General features: G+C 73.6%; 16 protein-coding genes and 2 tRNA genes. 13 read left to right on the top strand and 5 right to left on the bottom strand.

Annotated elements, in window-relative coordinates; translation table 11 throughout:
* The first annotated feature begins 83 nt into the window (after positions 1–83).
* Positions 84–341 carry a hypothetical protein gene (locus Q3W71_RS11895; protein ID WP_302919344.1) on the top strand — a complete coding sequence of 86 codons (258 nt, stop codon included), beginning with the start codon at positions 84–86 and terminating at the stop codon, positions 339–341.
* A 131-nt stretch (positions 342–472) separates the two neighbouring features.
* A complete protein-coding gene (locus Q3W71_RS11890; RefSeq protein ID WP_088992065.1) occupies positions 473–838 on the top strand; it encodes a WhiB family transcriptional regulator in 366 nt (121 codons plus the stop codon).
* 306 nt (positions 839–1,144) lie between these two features.
* Here Q3W71_RS11890 and Q3W71_RS11885 read toward each other — a convergent pair whose 3' ends face one another.
* The 3 genes from Q3W71_RS11885 to Q3W71_RS11875 form a co-directional block, all read right to left on the bottom strand.
* The gene (locus tag Q3W71_RS11885) at positions 1,145–2,491 is read right to left on the bottom strand and encodes an AarF/ABC1/UbiB kinase family protein (RefSeq protein ID WP_302919343.1); all 1,347 of its coding nucleotides are present in this window, start codon (positions 2,489–2,491) and stop codon (positions 1,145–1,147) included.
* Positions 2,492–2,547: 56 nt separating this feature from the next.
* The gene (locus Q3W71_RS11880) at positions 2,548–3,618 is read right to left on the bottom strand and encodes a hypothetical protein (RefSeq protein WP_302919342.1); all 1,071 of its coding nucleotides are present in this window, start codon (positions 3,616–3,618) and stop codon (positions 2,548–2,550) included.
* Positions 3,619–3,811: 193 nt separating this feature from the next.
* Positions 3,812–3,979, bottom strand: coding sequence for a DUF5679 domain-containing protein (locus Q3W71_RS11875; RefSeq protein ID WP_165945332.1), 168 nt, complete (start codon positions 3,977–3,979; stop codon positions 3,812–3,814).
* A 510-nt stretch (positions 3,980–4,489) separates the two neighbouring features.
* Between Q3W71_RS11875 and Q3W71_RS11870 the strand changes: the two genes are divergently transcribed.
* The gene (locus tag Q3W71_RS11870; protein WP_302919341.1) at positions 4,490–5,020 is read left to right on the top strand and encodes a M48 family metallopeptidase; all 531 of its coding nucleotides are present in this window, start codon (positions 4,490–4,492) and stop codon (positions 5,018–5,020) included.
* 401 nt (positions 5,021–5,421) lie between these two features.
* Complete coding sequence (locus Q3W71_RS11865) at positions 5,422–6,027, top strand: hypothetical protein (protein ID WP_302919340.1); 606 nt, start codon at positions 5,422–5,424, stop codon at positions 6,025–6,027.
* Positions 6,028–6,153: 126 nt separating this feature from the next.
* Here Q3W71_RS11865 and Q3W71_RS11860 read toward each other — a convergent pair whose 3' ends face one another.
* A complete protein-coding gene (locus Q3W71_RS11860) occupies positions 6,154–7,452 on the bottom strand; it encodes a zinc-dependent metalloprotease (RefSeq protein WP_302919339.1) in 1,299 nt (432 codons plus the stop codon).
* A 113-nt stretch (positions 7,453–7,565) separates the two neighbouring features.
* Between Q3W71_RS11860 and Q3W71_RS11855 the strand changes: the two genes are divergently transcribed.
* The 8 genes from Q3W71_RS11855 to Q3W71_RS11820 all read left to right on the top strand — a co-directional run bounded on the left by Q3W71_RS11855 (position 7,566) and on the right by Q3W71_RS11820 (position 15,251).
* Positions 7,566–8,579, top strand: coding sequence for a PDZ domain-containing protein (locus Q3W71_RS11855; protein WP_302919338.1), 1,014 nt, complete (start codon positions 7,566–7,568; stop codon positions 8,577–8,579).
* A 202-nt stretch (positions 8,580–8,781) separates the two neighbouring features.
* On the top strand, positions 8,782–11,781 hold the full coding sequence (locus tag Q3W71_RS11850; RefSeq protein ID WP_302919337.1) for a UPF0182 family protein: 3,000 nt from the start codon (positions 8,782–8,784) through the stop codon (positions 11,779–11,781).
* A 174-nt stretch (positions 11,782–11,955) separates the two neighbouring features.
* Positions 11,956–12,465, top strand: coding sequence for an RNA polymerase sigma factor (locus Q3W71_RS11845; protein WP_302919336.1), 510 nt, complete (start codon positions 11,956–11,958; stop codon positions 12,463–12,465).
* Positions 12,455–13,378, top strand: a complete 924-nt coding sequence (locus tag Q3W71_RS11840) for a hypothetical protein (RefSeq protein ID WP_302919335.1) — start codon at positions 12,455–12,457, stop codon at positions 13,376–13,378. The genes Q3W71_RS11845 and Q3W71_RS11840 overlap by 11 nt, the downstream gene beginning before the upstream one ends.
* Positions 13,379–13,433: 55 nt before the next feature.
* Positions 13,434–13,507, top strand: a tRNA-Met gene (locus Q3W71_RS11835).
* Positions 13,508–13,703: 196 nt separating this feature from the next.
* Positions 13,704–14,669 carry a LysR family transcriptional regulator gene (locus tag Q3W71_RS11830; protein WP_302919334.1) on the top strand — a complete coding sequence of 322 codons (966 nt, stop codon included), beginning with the start codon at positions 13,704–13,706 and terminating at the stop codon, positions 14,667–14,669.
* Positions 14,670–14,806: 137 nt separating this feature from the next.
* Positions 14,807–14,880 (top strand) — tRNA-Met (locus tag Q3W71_RS11825).
* 122 nt (positions 14,881–15,002) lie between these two features.
* Positions 15,003–15,251: a hypothetical protein gene (locus Q3W71_RS11820; RefSeq protein WP_302919333.1), complete on the top strand. Its 249-nt coding sequence runs from the start codon at positions 15,003–15,005 to the stop codon at positions 15,249–15,251.
* 106 nt (positions 15,252–15,357) lie between these two features.
* Here Q3W71_RS11820 and Q3W71_RS11815 read toward each other — a convergent pair whose 3' ends face one another.
* Positions 15,358–16,677, bottom strand: coding sequence for an ABC transporter substrate-binding protein (locus tag Q3W71_RS11815; RefSeq protein WP_302919332.1), 1,320 nt, complete (start codon positions 16,675–16,677; stop codon positions 15,358–15,360).
* Between the two features lie 164 nt (positions 16,678–16,841).
* On the opposite strand from Q3W71_RS11815, the gene Q3W71_RS11810 reads away from it, so the two are divergent.
* A complete protein-coding gene (locus tag Q3W71_RS11810; protein WP_302919331.1) occupies positions 16,842–17,675 on the top strand; it encodes a phosphoribosylaminoimidazolesuccinocarboxamide synthase in 834 nt (277 codons plus the stop codon).
* Positions 17,676–17,693 lie beyond the last annotated feature (18 nt).

The raw sequence follows: 17,693 nt of genomic DNA, 5'->3' as shown, positions 1-17,693 counted from the left end.
ACACCTCGCGAGCGGCGCCATTCGGGCTGCTCAAGAGGCTGAGACCGTGCCGATCACGAGTGAACGTCAGGGAGGTGGCACCAATGGAGATCTTCTACACCAACGAGCGTCCGGCGGCGCTGCCCGCTGCCGTCGCTCCGCTGTCGGCTGTCCGGCTTGCCGTCGCGGCCACGCGACCGTCGGCTCCGCAGGTGCACCAGGTCGAGGCTCAGGCCGAGCTGATCCTCGCGACCGCACCGAACGGGGTCCAGGGGACCAGTGGCTTCACCGGCATGGGCATCGATGGCGCCAAGAAGCGCACGGATGTCCGCGGCGTTCCACCTCGAGGTAGACCGGTCTGACCATCAGACCACCGGCTCACCTCGAGGCCGCGGAACCCGCATACCGGGATCCGCGGCCTCAGTTTTTGTCCCGCCGAAGTACGTCGGAAATGCGATCCACGAGATCGAAGTGAGAGAGAGGTGACCGGGCGATGAGTCTGGCGTTGGCCCCGCTCGACGTGAGCGTTGAGCTGGAGGCGAACCTGCCCTGCCGGAAGTTCGACCCCGACCTGTGGTTCTCCGACTCGCCCGCCGAGCTCGAGCTGGCCAAGTCGCTCTGCGGGGACTGCCCGCTGCGCGTCGAGTGCCTCGCGGGTGCGGTCGAGCGGTCCGAGCCCTGGGGCGTCTGGGGTGGCGAGATCTTCGAGCGTGGCGCGGTCGTTCCGCGCAAGCGGCCCCGTGGCCGTCCGCGCAAGGAGGACGTCGCCCGGGACGCCGCGCTCCGGGTCGAGGCCGAGGCGCGCCTGGCGGCCAGTGGGCTGTCCGGGGCGCGCAACGCGGTCCGGCTGGCGGCCTGACATGAACCCGATCCGTATCCACCCCGCCGGTGCCATGCCGGCAACGAGAGAGCTGACCACCATGCTGCACGTTCCGAACGGAGCTTTCGAGATGCAACTACTCCATGAAGCGTTGTCCCGGGCTCGAATGCGCCGGCCTCAGGCCGGTCGTACCACCACGAGCACTGAGGCAACCCGATCCGCCCGTACCGTCGCCATGAACAGCCGCAAGCAGTCGGCGCGCGACCTGGGCGTTCTCTGATCCACCGATGACGAGGGGCGGGTGGCCGGTTTCCCGGCCGCCCGCCCCTCGGCGTCTGCTCCGGCTCAGCCGACCGGGGCGAAACCGGGCAGCCAGCGCTCCAGGATGCCCCGGTAGGGCGCCTTCGCCTCCAGCTGGCAGAGCACGCCGATCGAGCCGAGCGTCACCCGGTGGATGAGCAGGTACGACGGCGGCAGGTTGAGCTGCCGGCTGAGCTGGTAGGCGGGGGAGCGGGGGCTGGCCAGCCGGGCCGCCTCGGCGCGCAGCCAGGCCCGGGTGAACCGGAACTCCTCGGCGGCGATGGGCTCCAGCATCGGCCGGAGGAAGTCGAGCACCGCCTGGGCGTCGATCTCCTCGGTGGAGCCGATGAAGCCCTCCGCCCGCAGGCCCGCCACCACCTCGTCGGCGTTGCCGCGCAGGGCCAGCGCGGCGATCCGGCCGATCGGCTCGGGGGTGCCCTCCGGCATCCGGGCCACCGCACCGAAGTCGATCACACCGAGCCGGCCGTCCGGCAGCAGCCGGAAATTGCCCGGGTGCGGGTCGGCGTGCAGCAGGCCGGCCCGCTGTGGCGCGGACAGGTGCAGGATGGCCATCAGCCGGCCTGCCTCGTCGCGCTGCTCCTCGCTGCCCGACCGGATGATGTCGGCCAGCGGCGTGCCCTCGACCCACTCGGTGATCAGGACCCGGGGGGCCGCGGAGACCACCGCCGGGATGTAGATCTCCGGGTCGTCGGCGTACGCGGTCGCGAAGGCGCGCTGCGACTCCGCCTCCAGTTCGTAGTCCAGTTCCTCGGTGATCCGCTCGCGCAGCTCCACCAGGAGCGGCTTGACGTCCAGTCCGGGCTGGATCGCCCGGAACATCCCGCCGAGTCGGGACAGCTGCTTGAGGTCGGCGAGCAGGGCGTCGCCGGCGCCCGGGTACTGGATCTTGACGGCCACGTCCCGGGTGTTCGGGGCGCCGGAGGGGCCGTATCCGGGCTCCCGCCAGACCGCCCGGTGCACCTGGCCGATGCTGGCCGCGGCGGCCGGGGTGTCGTTGAACTCCACGAACCGGTCCCGCCAGTCCGGCCCGAGCTGTTCGGTGAGCACCTTGTGCACGCTGGCCGCCGGCAGCGGCGGCGCGGCCTCCTGGAGCTTGGTCAGCGCCTGCCGGTAGGGGGCGGCGATCTCCTCGGGCAGCGCCGCCTCGAAGACCGACAGCGCCTGGCCGAACTTCATCGCCCCGCCCTTGAGCTGCCCCAACACGCTGAACAGCTGCTCGGCGGTGCGCTGCTGGATCTCCGCGGAGATCACGTCGGAGGCGAGCCCGGTGACGCGCTTACCCATGCCGAGGACGGTCCGACCGGCGAAGCCGAGCGGCAGAGCGGCGAGCTTTGCGGTCCGGGACACGGCCCGGCGCGGGATGTCGGTCACCCGGCCATTGTTACCGACGCGAGGGCCCCGCTGCTGCTCTGCGCCGCCCTCGGTGCTCACCGCCGCCCTCGGGAACACCCACAGGAGGCGTGCGGGGGCCAGACCCGGCGCCGGAGCCGGCCCGGCCCGGCCACCTCCACCGCGCAGCCGAGCGTCTCCGGGGTGCCGCCGTCGAGCTGGGCCAGCGCCTCCGCGCTCGCGTGGCCACCGGCGGCCAGCAGCGTCGCGGCGGCGCACGCCGGCTCCGGGCCGTCGGCGGCGAGCTGCGCGGCGAGCGCCGGCCAGTCCGGGTCGCGGTCGGTCCGGTGCAGGTCGAGACAGTTGAGGCAGGGGCCGACCGGGGGTCGGACCAGCGGCCCGATCACCGGTACGCCCTCCCGCAGGGCGACCAGCAGGTGCGGCTGGCGCCGTTGGGCGTACCCGGCGGCGAGCAGCGCGGCCGGCCGGTCGACGCCGAGCCGGACCACCAGGTCGACCCGGCCCTGCCGGAGCGGCCCGGTGCGGGTGCCGGGGGCGGCCCGGGCGACGGCGTCGCGTACCGCCGCGGCGAGCGGACGGCCGACCTCGGCGGCCGGGATGCCGGTGCCGACCAGGTCGGCCGGTCGGACCGGACCGGCCAGGTCCGGGCACACGTGCCCGACGCCCGCCTGGGCCAGCGCCACGGTGACCGCGGCGCCGAGCGGCCCGGCCCCGCTGACCACCACCCGGGCGGCCAGCCGGCGGCGCAGCACCTGGGCGGGGGTGCCGGGCAGCCGGGCGGCGGCCAGGGCCAGCGCGCCCGCCTCGGCACCGAGCCGGGCCCGGGCCGGTCCGGCCAGCTCCCGGGGCAGCAGGGTGTGCGCGGGCACCACCAGGCCCGCCGCCCGCAGCGCGTCGAGCAGCGTACGGGCGTCGTCGGGCCGGACGTCGGCGTCGGTCGCGTACGCCAGCACACGGCGTTCGCTGCGGCTGCCGTCGAGCAGGTCGAGCAGCCGGGCCGCGCGCGGGTCGGCGACCTCCAGCAGGACGGCCCGTCCCGGATCGACCCCGAGCTGGAGGGTGTGCCGGTCGCGCCAGAGCCGGGTGATCCCGGGCAGCAGGGTGGGTCGGGGCAGCGCGGTGGGCCGGGGTGGCGGGGCAGGGGTCATGCGACGGATCGTGACCGTTCCCCTGCTGTCCGTCGATCGTTGTCCACAGGTGCGCGGCACCCTGTCCAGGGCTGTCCACAGGAAATCGCGCGATATCCACAACCAGCGGGTAACCGGTGTCGCTCACCCGACAGCCGGAACGAAAAGCGGGAGGGGTGGCCGCCGGCCACCCCTCCCGCACACCCGAATCGGGTCAGACCTTCGCCTTGCCCAGGATGCGGTTCACTGTTGTGCCGCACACCGGACACTTGCCCTTGGCCATGTTCATCCCGGTCTTGCTGACCTCGATGCGCCCCTCGAAGTCGCGCTTCTCCTTGCACTTGACGCAGTAACCGTTGTAGGTCTGGGCCTGGTCGGCCACGGTGCCCTCCTCGTCTCGTCCGCCGGTCACTGCCTACCGGCGGTTGTCCCGGCGGCGGGCCACGCGGGGCGCCGGCGCTGGGTCGTTCTCCGCGGCCACCCACGTGACCGCTGGTCGCGGACCCTACCCAGGTCTGGGCAGTTCCATGTCAGCTGTGCATCGACACTGTGAGGAAGTCGACGTCGAGAGTGTGCATGGCGAATAACGTCTGATAAGTCAGTTTGGCGGGGACACGCCGACCGAACCGCCTCGAAGGCGGTTGCGGACCCCCGAGCGGCGCCCGAACGGATGATCACCTACGGTGGAGGGGGAGCGGCGTACGCGGCCCGCCGACCGCCACGAAGGGTGACGGTGGTGCGCCGCGCGGGCCCGGCTAAGAATTTTTTCGGGACTCCTGGCGACCAATCCCCATTTTCCGGGCGCGTGTCGAGGGGTTGACTCTTGCGTACCCCTGGTCACTACGCAGTAGCTTTCCTTCGTGGCAGGATTCCGAGGCTGCGCGGCCCGCTGATGGCAGGGGTGCGGAAGCCGGTCGTCGAGGTACGGCGCAGCCAGCGTCGGCGACGCACGGTGTCCGCCTACCGCGACGGTGAGCGGGTGGTCGTCCTCATTCCCGACCAGTTCTCCCGGGCCGAGGAGAGCGAGTGGGTCGACCGGATGCTCGCCCGGCTCGCCGCCCGGGAGGGGCGGCTGGCCCGTTCCGACGACGAGCTGCTGGTCCGGGCCACCCGGCTGATCAAGCTCTACCTGCCCGAGCACGGCGCGCAGGCCGTCCCGGCGAGCGTCCGCTGGGTCACCAACCAGAACGGCCGGTGGGGTTCCTGCACGCCGGCCGACGGCACCATCCGGCTCTCCCACCGGGTCCAGGACATGCCCGACTGGGTCATCGACTACGTGCTCCTGCACGAGCTGGCCCACCTCATCGTGCCGAGCCACAACGCCCGGTTCTGGGCGCTGGTCGGCCGGTACCCGAAGACCGAGCGGGCCCGCGGCTACCTGGAGGGCGTCGCGGCCGCCGCCGGCACGGCCCTGGCCGACTGACGCTCCCGCCCGGACGCCGCGCCGCCCGGGCAGGAGCGGATGCCGCCCGGCCGGCTGGTCGGATGCCCCGCCCCGGGACCGCGCCAGCTCGCCACGCTCGGGGTCCCCTCCACACGCCACCGCCACCGCACCCCGCGATGCCGCACTGCGCCGCCACGACGCTCCCGTGGATCGTGCGCTCCGACGCCGCTACGGCGACCGGGTGGGCTCGTGATCCACTCCGTTTGCCGTGCATGGCGGTATCGGGGCGTCGTTGATACCGCGACATCCGGGAAGTGGAGTGGATCAACGGTGGGAAGCCATCGCGACGCCGCCGCCACGCGGCGGTGCGGCCGGCTTGGCGTCGACCAGGGCGGGGCGGTGGGTCGGTGGGATGTCCGGGATCCGCGTAGGGTCGGGGCGTGGCACGACGTGTGGTGGTGGCGCTGCTCGGCCCGGTGAGCTGGGCGCCGCCGGGCATCGACCGGGCGGACTGGCGGAGGGCGCTCGCCGAGGACGTGGTCGACCTGCTCGCCACGCTCAACGAGGTGCGCACCGCGGTGGCGGTGACCCCGGCCGACCGCTGGCTCGCCGACGCGGTGGTCTGGCCCGGCACCGAGGTGTACGAGGTGCCCGAGCCCACACCGAACGCGGTGCTCGCCGCTGTCGACGGCTACGACCAGGCGGCCGTCATCGCCGGGGACGCGCCGGACGTGCCCGGACTGACCGTCGGCAAGCTGCTCCGGCCGCTGACCAGCCGGCCGGTGGCGGTCGCGCCGGTCGAGGGCGGTCCCGGGCTGCTCGGGGTGGCGGCCCGGCTGCCCGTACCGGCCTGGCTGCCGGCGGTCGACCTGGAGCGCGGGCTGCCGACGGCGGTCCGCACGGCGGCGCCGAGCCCCGGCGACCTGGCGGTGACTCCCGGCTGGCACCGGCTCCGCGGCCCGGGCGACCTGGCCCGGCTCGACCCGGCGGTGGAGGGCTGGGAGGCGACCCGCGCGCTGCTCTCCGGCGCCGGCCATCCGGGCTGACCCGCCTCAGGCGTGTCGGGGCTGACCCGGCCCGGGCGTGCCGGGGCTGATTCCGATTCAGGCGCGCGAGGGTGCGTGACCCGGGCCGGCGGGGTCGTGGGCCGCCGGCCGGCCCGGTCGCGGTGGTCAGCGGCGCTCGTCGTCGCCGTCGGAGTCGTCGGTGCGCCGCTCCGGGCCGCCCGGTGCCTGCTCCTCCGGGCCACCGGGGGCGGAGAAGTCGAAGTTCTCCAGCTCGCTGAGGTCGAACTCGGCCATCGCGAAGGCCACCGGGTCGGCGAAGTCGTCGTCGGAGGGGAGCAGGTCGGGGTGACCCCAGAGGGCGTCCCGGCCGGCGATCCCGCGGTGCTCGGTGAGCGCCGCCCAGAGCGCCGCCGCCTCGCGCAGCCGGCGTGGCCGCAGCTCCAGGCCGACCAGCGCGGCAAAGGTCTGCTCGGCCGGGCCGCCCGCGGCACGGCGCCGGCGGAACGCCTCGCCGAGCCGGACCACGTTCGGCAGCCGGCCGCCGGCGGCGCTGTCCACCACGTGGCAGACCCACCCCTCGACCAGGGCCAACGCGGTCTCCAGCCGGGCCAGGGACGCCTTCTGCGCGGGGCTGTCCTCCGGGGTGAAGATGCCCTCCAGGGCGATCGCCTGCATCGACTCCGGGTCGGTCGGGTCGACCCGGCCCATCGCCTCCTCGATCGCCTCCCGGTTGACCCGGATGCCGGCGGCGTACGTCTCCACCGCGCTCAGCACGTGCCCGCGCAGCCACGGGACGTGCTGGAAGAGCCGCTGGTGGGCGGCCTCGCGCAGGGCCACGTAGAGCCGGACCTCGTCCTCGGGCAGCTCCAGGCCCTCGCCGTACGCGCGGATGTTGGCCGGGATCAGCGCGGCCGTGCCGGCCGGGCCGAGCGGCAGCCCGATGTCGCCGGCGGAGAGCACCTCCGCGGCGAGCGAGCCGAGCGCCTGGCCGAGCTGGCCGCCGAAGAGCGCGCCACCGAGGGTGGCCACCATCGACTGCATCGGGCCGAGCTGGGCGCGCGCCTCCGGCGGCACCAGGTCGCCCATCGCGCCGACCATCCGGCTGGCCACCGGGTCGCAGAGCTTGCGCCAGACGTCCAGGGTCTTGTAGATCCACTCGTTGCGGTTCCAGGCCACCGAGGTCTGGATGCCCGAGGGCAGCGCGGAGGCGGGCTCGAGCCAGAGGTCGGCGAGCCGCAGCGCCTCCTCCACCGCGTTGCGCTCGTACGGCGAGACCGCCGGGTCGCCCGCGGCGGCGAGCTGGCTGGCGGCCACCTGCCGGGCCAGGTCCCAGTTGACCGGCCCGCTGCCCGACGCGGAGAGCAGGTGCTGCAACTGCGACATGAACTGCTGCATCTGCGCGGGGTCGTTGGGGTCTGGTGGTTGCCCACCCGGGAGCGCGAAACCGAACGGAATATCAGGCACGACGTCTACGGTACGCGTGCCACGCCCCGGGGCGCCCCCGCTGGCGTTGCGCTGAGGGCGAAGTCGTGGTTCACCCGCCGGGGCGCCCCACCCCGGTCGGTACGCTCTGCCGCATGAGACGTCGCGGCGTGACCGTCCTGCTCGGTGCTCTGCTCACCACCCTGCTCAGCATCGGCGTGCTCGGCGCGCCCATCCCGTACGTGGTGCTCGGTCCCGGGCCGACGGTGAACACGCTGGGCAAGGAGGACGGCAAGGACGTCATCGAGGTCAGCGGCCGGGAGACCTCCACCTCCGCCGGGCAGTTGCGGCTGACCACGGTCGGCGTCCAGCCCTCGGTCAAGCTGCGGTCGGCGCTGGCCGGGTGGTTCTCCGACGACGAGGCGGTGGTGCCGCGCGAGCTGGTCTACCCGCCGGGGGAGACCCAGCAGCAGGTCGAGGAGCGCAACGCCGAGGACTTCAAGGTCTCGCAGACCAGCGCGGAGACCGCGGCCCTGCGCGAACTGGGCTTCCCGGTGCGGGTGGTGGTCAAGACGGTCGCCGCCGACGGGCCGTCGGCCGGGGTGCTCAGGCCCGGCGACGTGGTGACCTCGGTGGACGGGCAGCCGGTGCCGGTGGCGTCCCGGCTCACCGAGCTGATCCGGGCGAAGCCGGCCGGGACCGCGCTGGAGATCGGCTACACCCGGGACGGCGCGGCGGCCACCGCGTCGGTGACCAGCCGCGAGCAGGACGGCCGGCCCCGGATCGGGATCGAGATCGAGCAGCAGCAGCCGCACCCGTTCACCGTGAAGATCGACCTGGAGGACATCGGCGGCCCGAGCGCCGGCCTGATGTTCGCCCTCGGCATCGTGGACAAGCTGACCCCGGAGGACCTGACCGGCGGCAAGATCATCGCTGGCACCGGGACGATCGACGACGAGGGCCGGGTCGGCCCGATCGGCGGCATCGCGCAGAAGCTGGTCGGGGCCAGGCACGCCGGCGCGACGGCGTTCCTGGTGCCGGCGGACAACTGCGCGGAGGCCGTCCGCAACCCGCAGCCCGGCCTGCCGTTGGTGAAGGTGGGTTCGCTGGACGAGGCGCTCGCCGCCCTGGAGACGCTGCGCGCGGGCGGTCAGCCCACCCACTGCTGACCGCCGGCCGACCGGCCCGGCCCCGGCCGTTCCGCCCCGGCCGTCCCGCCCGGCACGACGGCCCGGGCGGGCCCACCGGCCGGCCGGTGACCGGCGGCGCGCGGCCGCCGCACGACCGTGCCCCGACACGTTCAGGAAGACCCCGTACTCTGGGTGCCTGGTCGGAGCCGATCACATCGAGCGTGCGGAGCCAACAGTGGTCATGCGTAGCAGCAGCCCCCTGCCGAGGATGAGCCGACGCGGACGCGTCACGATCGGCGTCCTGGTCGGGGTGTTCGTGCTCTTCACCCTGCTGGGCTGGGGTGTACAGGCGTGGACGGACTGGCTGTGGTTCGACGAGGTCCGCTACACCCAGGTCTTCACCGGCGTGCTGGCCACCCGGCTGCTGCTCTTCCTCTCCGTCGGGCTGGGCATGGCGGTGATCATCGGCGGCAACCTGTGGCTCGCCCACCGGCTGCGCCCGCGGATGCGTCCGCACTCGCCGGAGCAGGCCACCCTGGAGCGCTACCGGATGCTGCTGAGCCCCCGGCTTGGCCTGTGGATCGCGTTGGTCGCGGCCGTGATCGGCCTCTTCGCCGGGCTGAGCGCGCAGAGCCGGTGGAGCCAGTGGCTGCTCTTCCGCAACGGCGGTGACTTCGGCGTCAAGGACCCGGAGTTCGGGGTGGACGTCGGCTTCTACGTCTTCGAGCTGCCGTTCTGGCGCTACCTGCTCGGGGTCGGCTTCACCGCGGTGGTGCTCTCCCTGATCGGCGCGCTGGCCGTGCACTACATCTTCGGCGGGGTCCGGCTGCAGGGCGTGGGCGACCGGATGAGTAACGCCGCCCGGGCCCACCTGAGCACCCTGGTCGCGGTCTTCGTCCTGCTCAAGGCGGTCGCGTACGTGCTGGACCGGCGGGCCATGCTGCTGGAGTACAACGACGGGGCCAACGTCTACGGCGCCGGCTACGCCGACGTCAACGCGCTGCTGCCGGCCAAGGAGATCCTCGCCTACATCTCCGTCGTGGTGGCCATCGCGATCATCGTGTTCTCCAACGCCTGGATGCGGAACCTGGTCTGGCCGGGCATCTCGCTGGCCCTGCTCGGCGTCTCCGCGGTGGCGATCGGCGGCATCTACCCGTGGGCGGTGCAGACCTTCGAGGTGAAGCCGAGCGCCCGGGACAAGGAGGCGCCGTACATCCAGCGCAGCATCGACGCCACCCGGGCGGCCTTCGGGTTGGACGTCACGAAGACCATGCCGTACGCGGCGGCGAATCTCGTTCCACCGGCGAGCCTGGCCACCGACACCTCGGTGGTGCCGAACGTCCGGCTGCTCGACCCGCAGCTGGTCAGCGAGACCTACACCCAGCTCCAGCAGGTCCGCGGCTTCTACGACTTCGGCCCCAAGCTGGACATCGACCGGTACGGGGTGAACGGCAAGACCTCCGACTACGTGGTCGGCGTCCGGGAGATCAACTACGGCGAGCTGACCGCCCAGCAGAACAACTGGATCAACCGGCACACCGTCTACACGCACGGCTACGGGCTGGTGGCCGCGCCGGCCAACCAGGTGGTCTGCGGTGGCCAGCCGTTCTTCGTCTCCGGCTTCCTCGGCGAGAAGGCGCAGGAGGCGTGCTCCTCCCAGACCGAGCAGATCCCGGCCAGCCAGCCGCGGATCTACTACGGCGAGCGGATGGAGGCCGGCGACTACGCGATCGTCGGCAAGGCCGACCCGGACGCCAACCCGGCCGAGTTCGACCGGCCGGTCGGTGAGGGCGGCGAGGCCGGTGAGGCCTACTACACCTACACCGGTGAGGGTGGCGTCGAGATCGGCTCGTTCATGCGCCGGCTGCTCTACGCCATCAAGGAGCAGGAGTCGAACTTCCTGCTCTCCGAGGCGGTCAACGACAACTCCAAGCTGCTCTACGTGCGCAACCCGCGGGACCGGGTGGAGAAGGTCGCGCCGTTCCTCACCCTCGACGGCGACCCGTACCCGGCGGTGATCGACGGCCGGGTGCAGTGGATCGTGGACGGCTACACCACCTCGGCGACCTACCCGTACGCCGAGCGGGTCAACCTCCAGCAGGAGACCACCGACGAACTGACCGGGCGGGGCACCTTCCAGCTGGCCCGGGAGAACGTCAACTACATCCGCAACTCGGTCAAGGCCACCGTCGACGCGTACGACGGCACCGTCAAGCTCTACGAGTTCGACGAGAACGACCCGGTGCTCAAGGCGTGGAACAAGGCGTTCGGCGGCGACCTGGTGCAGCCCAAGGCGCAGATCCCGGCGGAGCTGGCCGAGCACTTCCGCTACCCGGCCGACCTGTTCAAGGTGCAGCGCAACCTGCTCACCAAGTTCCACGTGACCAACCCGGGCGACTTCTACTCGGCGCAGGACTTCTGGCAGGTGCCGAACGTGCCGGACGCCCCGGACAGTGGGCAGAAGCAGCCGCCGTACTACCTGTTCACCCAGTTCCCCGGGCAGGACACGCCGCGGTTCCAGCTCACCTCGGCGGTCACCCCGAACGGGCGGCAGAACCTGGCCGCGCTGATCTCCGGGTCGTACGTCGACGGGCAGCCGCGGCTGGAGGTGCTGGAACTGCCGGACCAGACCCGGATCTCCGGCCCGGTGCAGGTGCACCAGCAGATGACCAACAACGCCAACATCCGCCAGCAGCTGAACCTGCTCTCCTCCAACCAGGCCCAGGTGCAGTACGGCAACCTGCTCTCGCTGCCGTTCGGCGACGGAATGCTCTACGTCGAGCCGGTCTACGTCAAGAGCAACCAGCAGGACGCGTACCCGCTGCTGCAGAAGGTGCTGCTGTCGTACGGCGACGGCGGTTCCTACGTGGCGCTGGCCGACAACCTCACCGACGGCATCAAGCAGCTCGTCGAGCAGGGCAAGCGGGCCGCCCAGGGCGCCCCGCCGCCGCCCACCGGCGGCACCCCGCCGCCGACCGGGACGCCGACCACCCCGCCGGCGCTCACCGGCGAGCTGGCCGAGGCCGCGAACCGGGTCCAGGCCGCGATCACCGAGGTGCGGGCCGCCCAGGCGTCCGGCGACTTCGAGCGGTACGGCCGCGCGCTGAAGGCGCTCGACGAGGCGCTGACCGCGTTCCAGCAGGCGCAGCGGGCGGCCGGTCCGGCGGCCACCCCGGCCCCCGGCGGCACCCCGTCGGCGAGCCCGGGCGGCAGCGCGCCGCCCACCCCGAGCGGCGGCTGACCCGCGTACCACGACACAGCCCCCGGCCTCGCGGACCGACCCCGGTCCCCGGCGCCGGGGGCTGTGTCGTGCAGCCGACCGAGATCCTGGACCGGGGCCGTGCAACCTGGCGGCCCGGTGTGCCGTCCTGTCTGCAAGACAAGGCGAGGAACCGGGGGGATGCGTGGTCGGGCCATGAGGGACGCGCACAGTTTCGACGAGTTCTACCGGAGCACCTCCCGGCGGATGCTCCGGTACGGCTACGCGGTCGTGGGCGACTACACCGAGGCCCAGGACCTGGTGCAGGAGGCGTTCGCCCGGGCCTGGCGGCAGTGGGGGAAGCTGGTCACCCATCCGGCCCCCGAAGCCTGGCTGCGGCTGGTGGTGGCCCGCCTGGCGACCGACCGGTGGCGTCGCCTGCACGGCCTGCGCGGCGTGCTCAGCCGCAACGGTCCGCCCCCGCCGGTGCCCGCCCCCAGCGAGGACAGCGTGCTGCTGGTGGGCGCGCTGCGCCAGCTGCCCGCCGCCCAGCGGCAGGCCCTCGCCCTGCACTACCTCTTCGACATGTCGGTGGAGGAGATCGCCCGGGAGAGCGGGGTGCCGACCGGCACCGTGAAGTCCTGGCTCTCGCGGGGGCGGACCCGACTGGCGGCGCTGCTGCCGGACTACTCCTCCCCGGAGCTGGAGGCCAACGATGTCGCGTGACCTGTCCGATCTCTACCGTTCGCTCGCCGAGGACGCCGACCGCGGGCAGCTGGCGCTCCCCGAGGTGCTCCGGCGCCGGGCCGACCGCCGGGCCCGGGTCCGGGCCGCCGGCACCGCGCTCGCGGTGATGGTGCTGGTCGGCGGGGTGGTGACCGGGGCCCGGCTGACCCGCACCGCGAACCCGGCCCCCGCCCCCGCACCGGCCGCGACGCCGACACCGACGCCGACCGTGGCCGTCCCCACGCCGACCCCGTCGGCCACCCCGCCCGCGCCGCCGTCCGCGTCCAGCGTTCCAGGCGCCGGTCCCAGCGGCCTGCCCACGGGTGCCGCGCGCACGCCCACCTCGATTCCCGACCGGGCGTTCTTCACCCTGGCGAAGGCGAACCGCACCGGGCAGGAGACGGTCATCCGGGACTCCACCACGCTGCCGAAGCTCTGCGACGCCCGCTACCCCAGTGACGGCGCGGTCGTGCAGAGCCGCAGCCGCAACCTCGCCTACCGGCTGGCCGGCACCCCGGAGGGGTCGGTCCCGGACGGCAGCTACGCGCAGACCATCACCATCTACCGGGCCGGCCGGGCCGACGACTTCCTGCGGGAACTGCGCCAGGCGGTGCGCGACTGCCCGGAGCAGCAGGGGCAGAGCAACGGCAATCCGGCGGCCTCCCGCCAGCGGCTGCTCCCGGACGGCGGCTACGGCGACGAGTCCGTGCTGTTCGAGATGCGGGTGGCGGCGCGGGACGTCAACGGCGATCCGACCGGCGACGACGAGGTGCGGCTGGTCCGGGCGGTCCGGGTCGGTGACGTGGTCACCGTGCTCTGGGAGCAGGGCTGGGAGAACACCTCCAGCAAGCGGTCCCAGGTCGACGCCGACAGCCGCCGCGCGGTGGCCGCCGTCCAGGACTGGCTACGGTGACCCGCGGGGTCGTTTTGCGGCACCCCCGGGTGGTGCGCTACGGTTGACGGACCGACGCGGGGTGGAGCAGCTCGGTAGCTCGCTGGGCTCATAACCCAGAGGTCGCAGGTTCAAATCCTGTCCCCGCTACTAGCGCAACCGCAGGTCGAGGGCACTCTCCCGGACACGGGAGAGTGCCCTCGGTCGTTGTGGGGGCGGTCTGGGAGCAGCCGGAGCACGAGCCCGGGTGCTCGGGTGACGGCGCCGCGCCCTGGGCTCCATCCGCCGTCGTCGTCGCCGTAAACTGCCGGCTCGCGCGATCGCGGGGTGCGAATCCGGACGCGCGGTGACGCGAGGGAGAGACGGCCGGGTGGAGCTGCGGGACATCGAGATCTTCCTGACCCTGACCGAAGAGCTCCATTTCGGGCGTACGGCGGAACGTCTCCGGGTGTCCAAGGCGCGGGTCAGTCAGTCGATCAAACAGCAGGAGCGCCGGATCGGCGGTGCCCTGTTCGAGCGGACCAGCCGCAGCGTGCGGCTCACCCCGCTCGGCGAGCGGCTGCGCGACCGGCTCGACGCGGGTTACGGCGAGATCATGGCGGGCATCGACGAGGCTGCCGCCGCCGCCCGGGGGTACGTCGGCACCCTGACCGTCGGCACCTTCGACACCCACCACCAGGAGATCGCGGGCGTCCTCGAACTGTTCCGGCAGCGGCATCCGCAGTGTGAGCTGCACATGCGCGAACTCCTCCCCTCCGACCCGTTCGGCGGGTTGCGGGCGGGTCGGATCGACGTGGGGCTGCTCTGGCTCCCGGTCCGCGAGCCCGACCTCGTCGTCGGGCCGGTGTTGTACACCGAGCAGCTGGTGCTGGCTGTCGCCGCCGACCACCCGCTGGCCAGCCGGGACCAGGTCGAGATCGAGGATCTCGGCGACCACGCGGTGGTGCACCTGGAGGGGCCCATCCCGGACTACATGTGGGAGGTGAAATGCCCGTCCGTGACCCCGGCCGGGCGGCCGATCCGGCGCGGAAGCGCCGTGGCCACCCTCGCCGAGGCCCTCACCGCGATCGGCTCCGGCAGGGTGGTGTCTCCCATCGGGTCGCTCGTGGCGGCCGGCCGGAAGCGCCGGGACATCACCTTCGTGCCCATCACCGACGGACCGACCCTGTCGTACGCGCCGGTGTGGCGCGGCGCCGGTGAGACGTCGCTGGTCCGCGCCTTCGTCCAGGCGGCCCGGGACGCGCGGAACGCCCGGGCGGCCGACGCGTCGCCGCGGACAGGATCTCGCCGGACCGGTGGACGGCCCCGATAGCGCTCACCGCGACCCCCCACAGCCGGCCGCGCCGGCGTGCCGGCCGTCGGCGAGCTGCGGCCGGTGCCGCGCGACGGCCGGGATCACGGGGGGTGGCTGATCATCCGGGCGCGGATGCGATAGAGTGGTGAGGCCGACGCGGGGTGGAGCAGCTCGGTAGCTCGCTGGGCTCATAACCCAGAGGTCGCAGGTTCAAATCCTGTCCCCGCTACTGTCCCGAAGGCCCCGGATGATCTCCGGGGCCTTCGGCGTTCTCCGGTGCCGACGCCCCCTCCGCCGGCGATTCCCGCTCTCTGGCCTGCCGTGGTTGCGGTTCTCGGCGAGGATGTGGGCATGTCTGCTTTCGGCAAGTGGTGGGGCCGGCTGAGCGCCGTCCTCGGTGCGGTGGTGCTGTCCGTCTTCGTACCTGTTGCGGCCTGGGCGTCGACCGGCACGGGTGAACTGGTGGTCGAGGCCGCCCGGCGGCGACGCGGCGGCGGCTTCGGGTTCCTCGGGCTGCTCTGCTGCCTGGTGGTCGTCGCCGTCATCGTCTACCTGGTGTTCTGGATGACCCGCAACCGGCGGGGCGGCCCGCCGCGCTGATTCGTCCGCGGGGCCGGCGACCGCCGGGCCGGCCGGCAGTCCGGATGCCGGTCCGCCCCTGGCACGGTGACGTCCGGGTCCACGGGCCTGCTCGGGATGCCGGCGGTCAGGCCAGGGCGGCGTTGGCCTGGGCCAGGAACCGGGCCGCGGCGGCCTGGCTGCCGGCCCGGCCGGTGCGGACGCTCTCGGCGGCGTCGAGCAGCAGCGCACGGACCCGGGGGTGTCCCGCCGGGGGCGGGCTCGGCGCCGGGCCCAGCCCGCCGGCCAGGGTGGCGCCGAAGGCGGCGGCCCGCTGTTCCACCGGGTCGGTGAGGACGCCCTCGGTGTAGCGGCGGACGGCCAGGCTGGCGCTGAGGCCCCGGTCGTGCCCGAGCACGGCGCCGGCCTCGCCGTTGGTGGTGAGGAAGTTGAGCACGTCCACCACCACGGCGGGGTGCCGGGTGCCGCGGAAGGCCGCCCAGTACATCGACGCCCGGGCCCACTGCGCGGCCGGCGGCCCGGGCAGGGCGGCCAACGCCAGCTCGTCCCGGGTCAGCCGTTGCAGTTCCGGGAGCTGGTGCGACCAGGCGACGGACGCGGCGGTGGCCCCGGTGACCACGAGCTGCCGGGCCGGCTCGCCGCTGTCGGCCTGCTCCGCCAGGGCGGCGCTGGGCGTGGCCCGGCCCGCTCGGGCCCGATCCCACAGCGCGAACCACTCGACCAGCGCGTCGGTGGCGAAGCCGAGCTGCCGCCCCTGGTAGAACTCACTGCCCCGGCCCCGCAGCCAGAGCCAGAGCGCCCGGTAGTCGCCGGACGGGTCGGTGGTGCCGGCGACCCGGCCACCCCCGGCCCGGGTGACCTGTTGCGCCCAGGCGACGTACTGGTCCCAGCTCATCCCGGTGCGCGGCTCCGCCACCCGCAGCCGGCGCAGCAGGTCGCGGTTGACCACCAGCGCGGCGGCGGTCTGCCCGGCCGGGACGCCGACCGTCCGTCCGGCCACCTCGCCGTACCGGGCCAGGCCCGGGGGCAGGGCGCTCAGGTCCAGCCGCCGGTCGGCGACGTACCCGCCGAGGTCGAGGACGATCTGGCGCTGCGCGTACTCGGTGAGCACGCTGTCGTCGAGCTGGAACAGGTCGGGCACGTTGCCGCCGGCGGCCTGGGTGGCCAGCCGGTCGTAGTAGCCGCCGCTGCCCTGCCAGGTGACCCGGAAGGTGACCCGGGGATTCCGCTCGGAGTAGAGCCGCAGCGCCTTCTCGGTGCGCTCGGCCCGCGCGGCGCCGCCCCACCAGAACACCGACAGCTCGACCGGCCCGTCGTCGGTGGGGGTGGCCTGCTCGCCGGTGCACCCGGCCAAGCCGAGGACCGGGGCGCCCAGCAGCGCGGCGAGCACCCGGCGCCGGCCCGGGTCCGCGCCGGGACGGTGCGGGGCGGGACGGGCGGCGGGCACGGGGCCTCCTGGGTACCGGGCGGGCGGGGGTCGGATCATTCACGCAGGCGCCGCCGGAGGGTGTCAACGGCCGTCCGGCCGACACCGGCTGCCGGGCGGAGGCGGCCCTCCGCCGGCAGCACCGGCGACCGGACGTACGCAGGTCGCGTGATGTACTAGGGCACGTGGAACTTCTGCACTCGGGCAAGGTCCGGGACGTCTACGCCGACGGCGACGACCTGATCCTGGTCGCCTCCGACCGGATCTCGATCTACGACGTGGTGCTGCCGACACCGATCCCGGACAAGGGCAAGCTGCTCACCGCGCTCTCGCTGTGGTGGTTCGAGCAGCTTTCCGACCTGGTGCCCAACCACGTCCTCTCCGCCACCGACGTGCCGGACGAGTTCGCCGGCCGGGCGATCCGCTGCCGGCGGCTGGAGATGGTCCCGGTGGAGTGCGTCGCCCGGGGCTACCTGACCGGCGGCGGCCTGCGGGAGTACCAGCGCACCGGCGCGGTCTCCGGTGTGCCGCTACCGCGCGGCCTGGTCGAGGCGTCGATCCTGCCCGAGCCGATCTTCACCCCGTCCACCAAGGCGCCGGTGGGGGAGCACGACGAACCGATCACCTTCGCCGAGGTGGTGGACAAGGTGGGCACCGAGACCGCCGAGCGACTGCGGCAGATCACCCTCGACGTCTACCGGCGGGGCGCCGAACTCGCCGCCGACCGGGGCATCCTGGTCGCCGACACCAAGATCGAGCTGGGCTGGGCGGCGGACGGCACCCTGATGCTCGGCGACGAGCTGCTCACCTCGGACTCGTCCCGGTTCTGGCCGGCCGAGTCGTACCAGCCGGGGCGGGTGCAGTTCTCCTACGACAAGCAGTACGTCCGGGACTGGGCCACCGACAGCGGCTGGGACAAGCAGGCGCCCGCTCCCGAGGTGCCGGCCGAGGTGGTCGAGGCGACCCGGGCCCGCTACGTCGACGTCTACGAGCGGCTCACCGGCAACCGCTGGGGCTGACCGCGGCGCGCCGGCCGG

It is taken from the genome of Micromonospora sp. C28SCA-DRY-2, assembly GCF_030519475.1.
Taxonomy (GTDB): domain Bacteria; phylum Actinomycetota; class Actinomycetes; order Mycobacteriales; family Micromonosporaceae; genus Micromonospora.
Note: the sequence above shows the minus strand (reverse complement) of the source record. Positions and strands in the feature narration are given on the sequence as shown.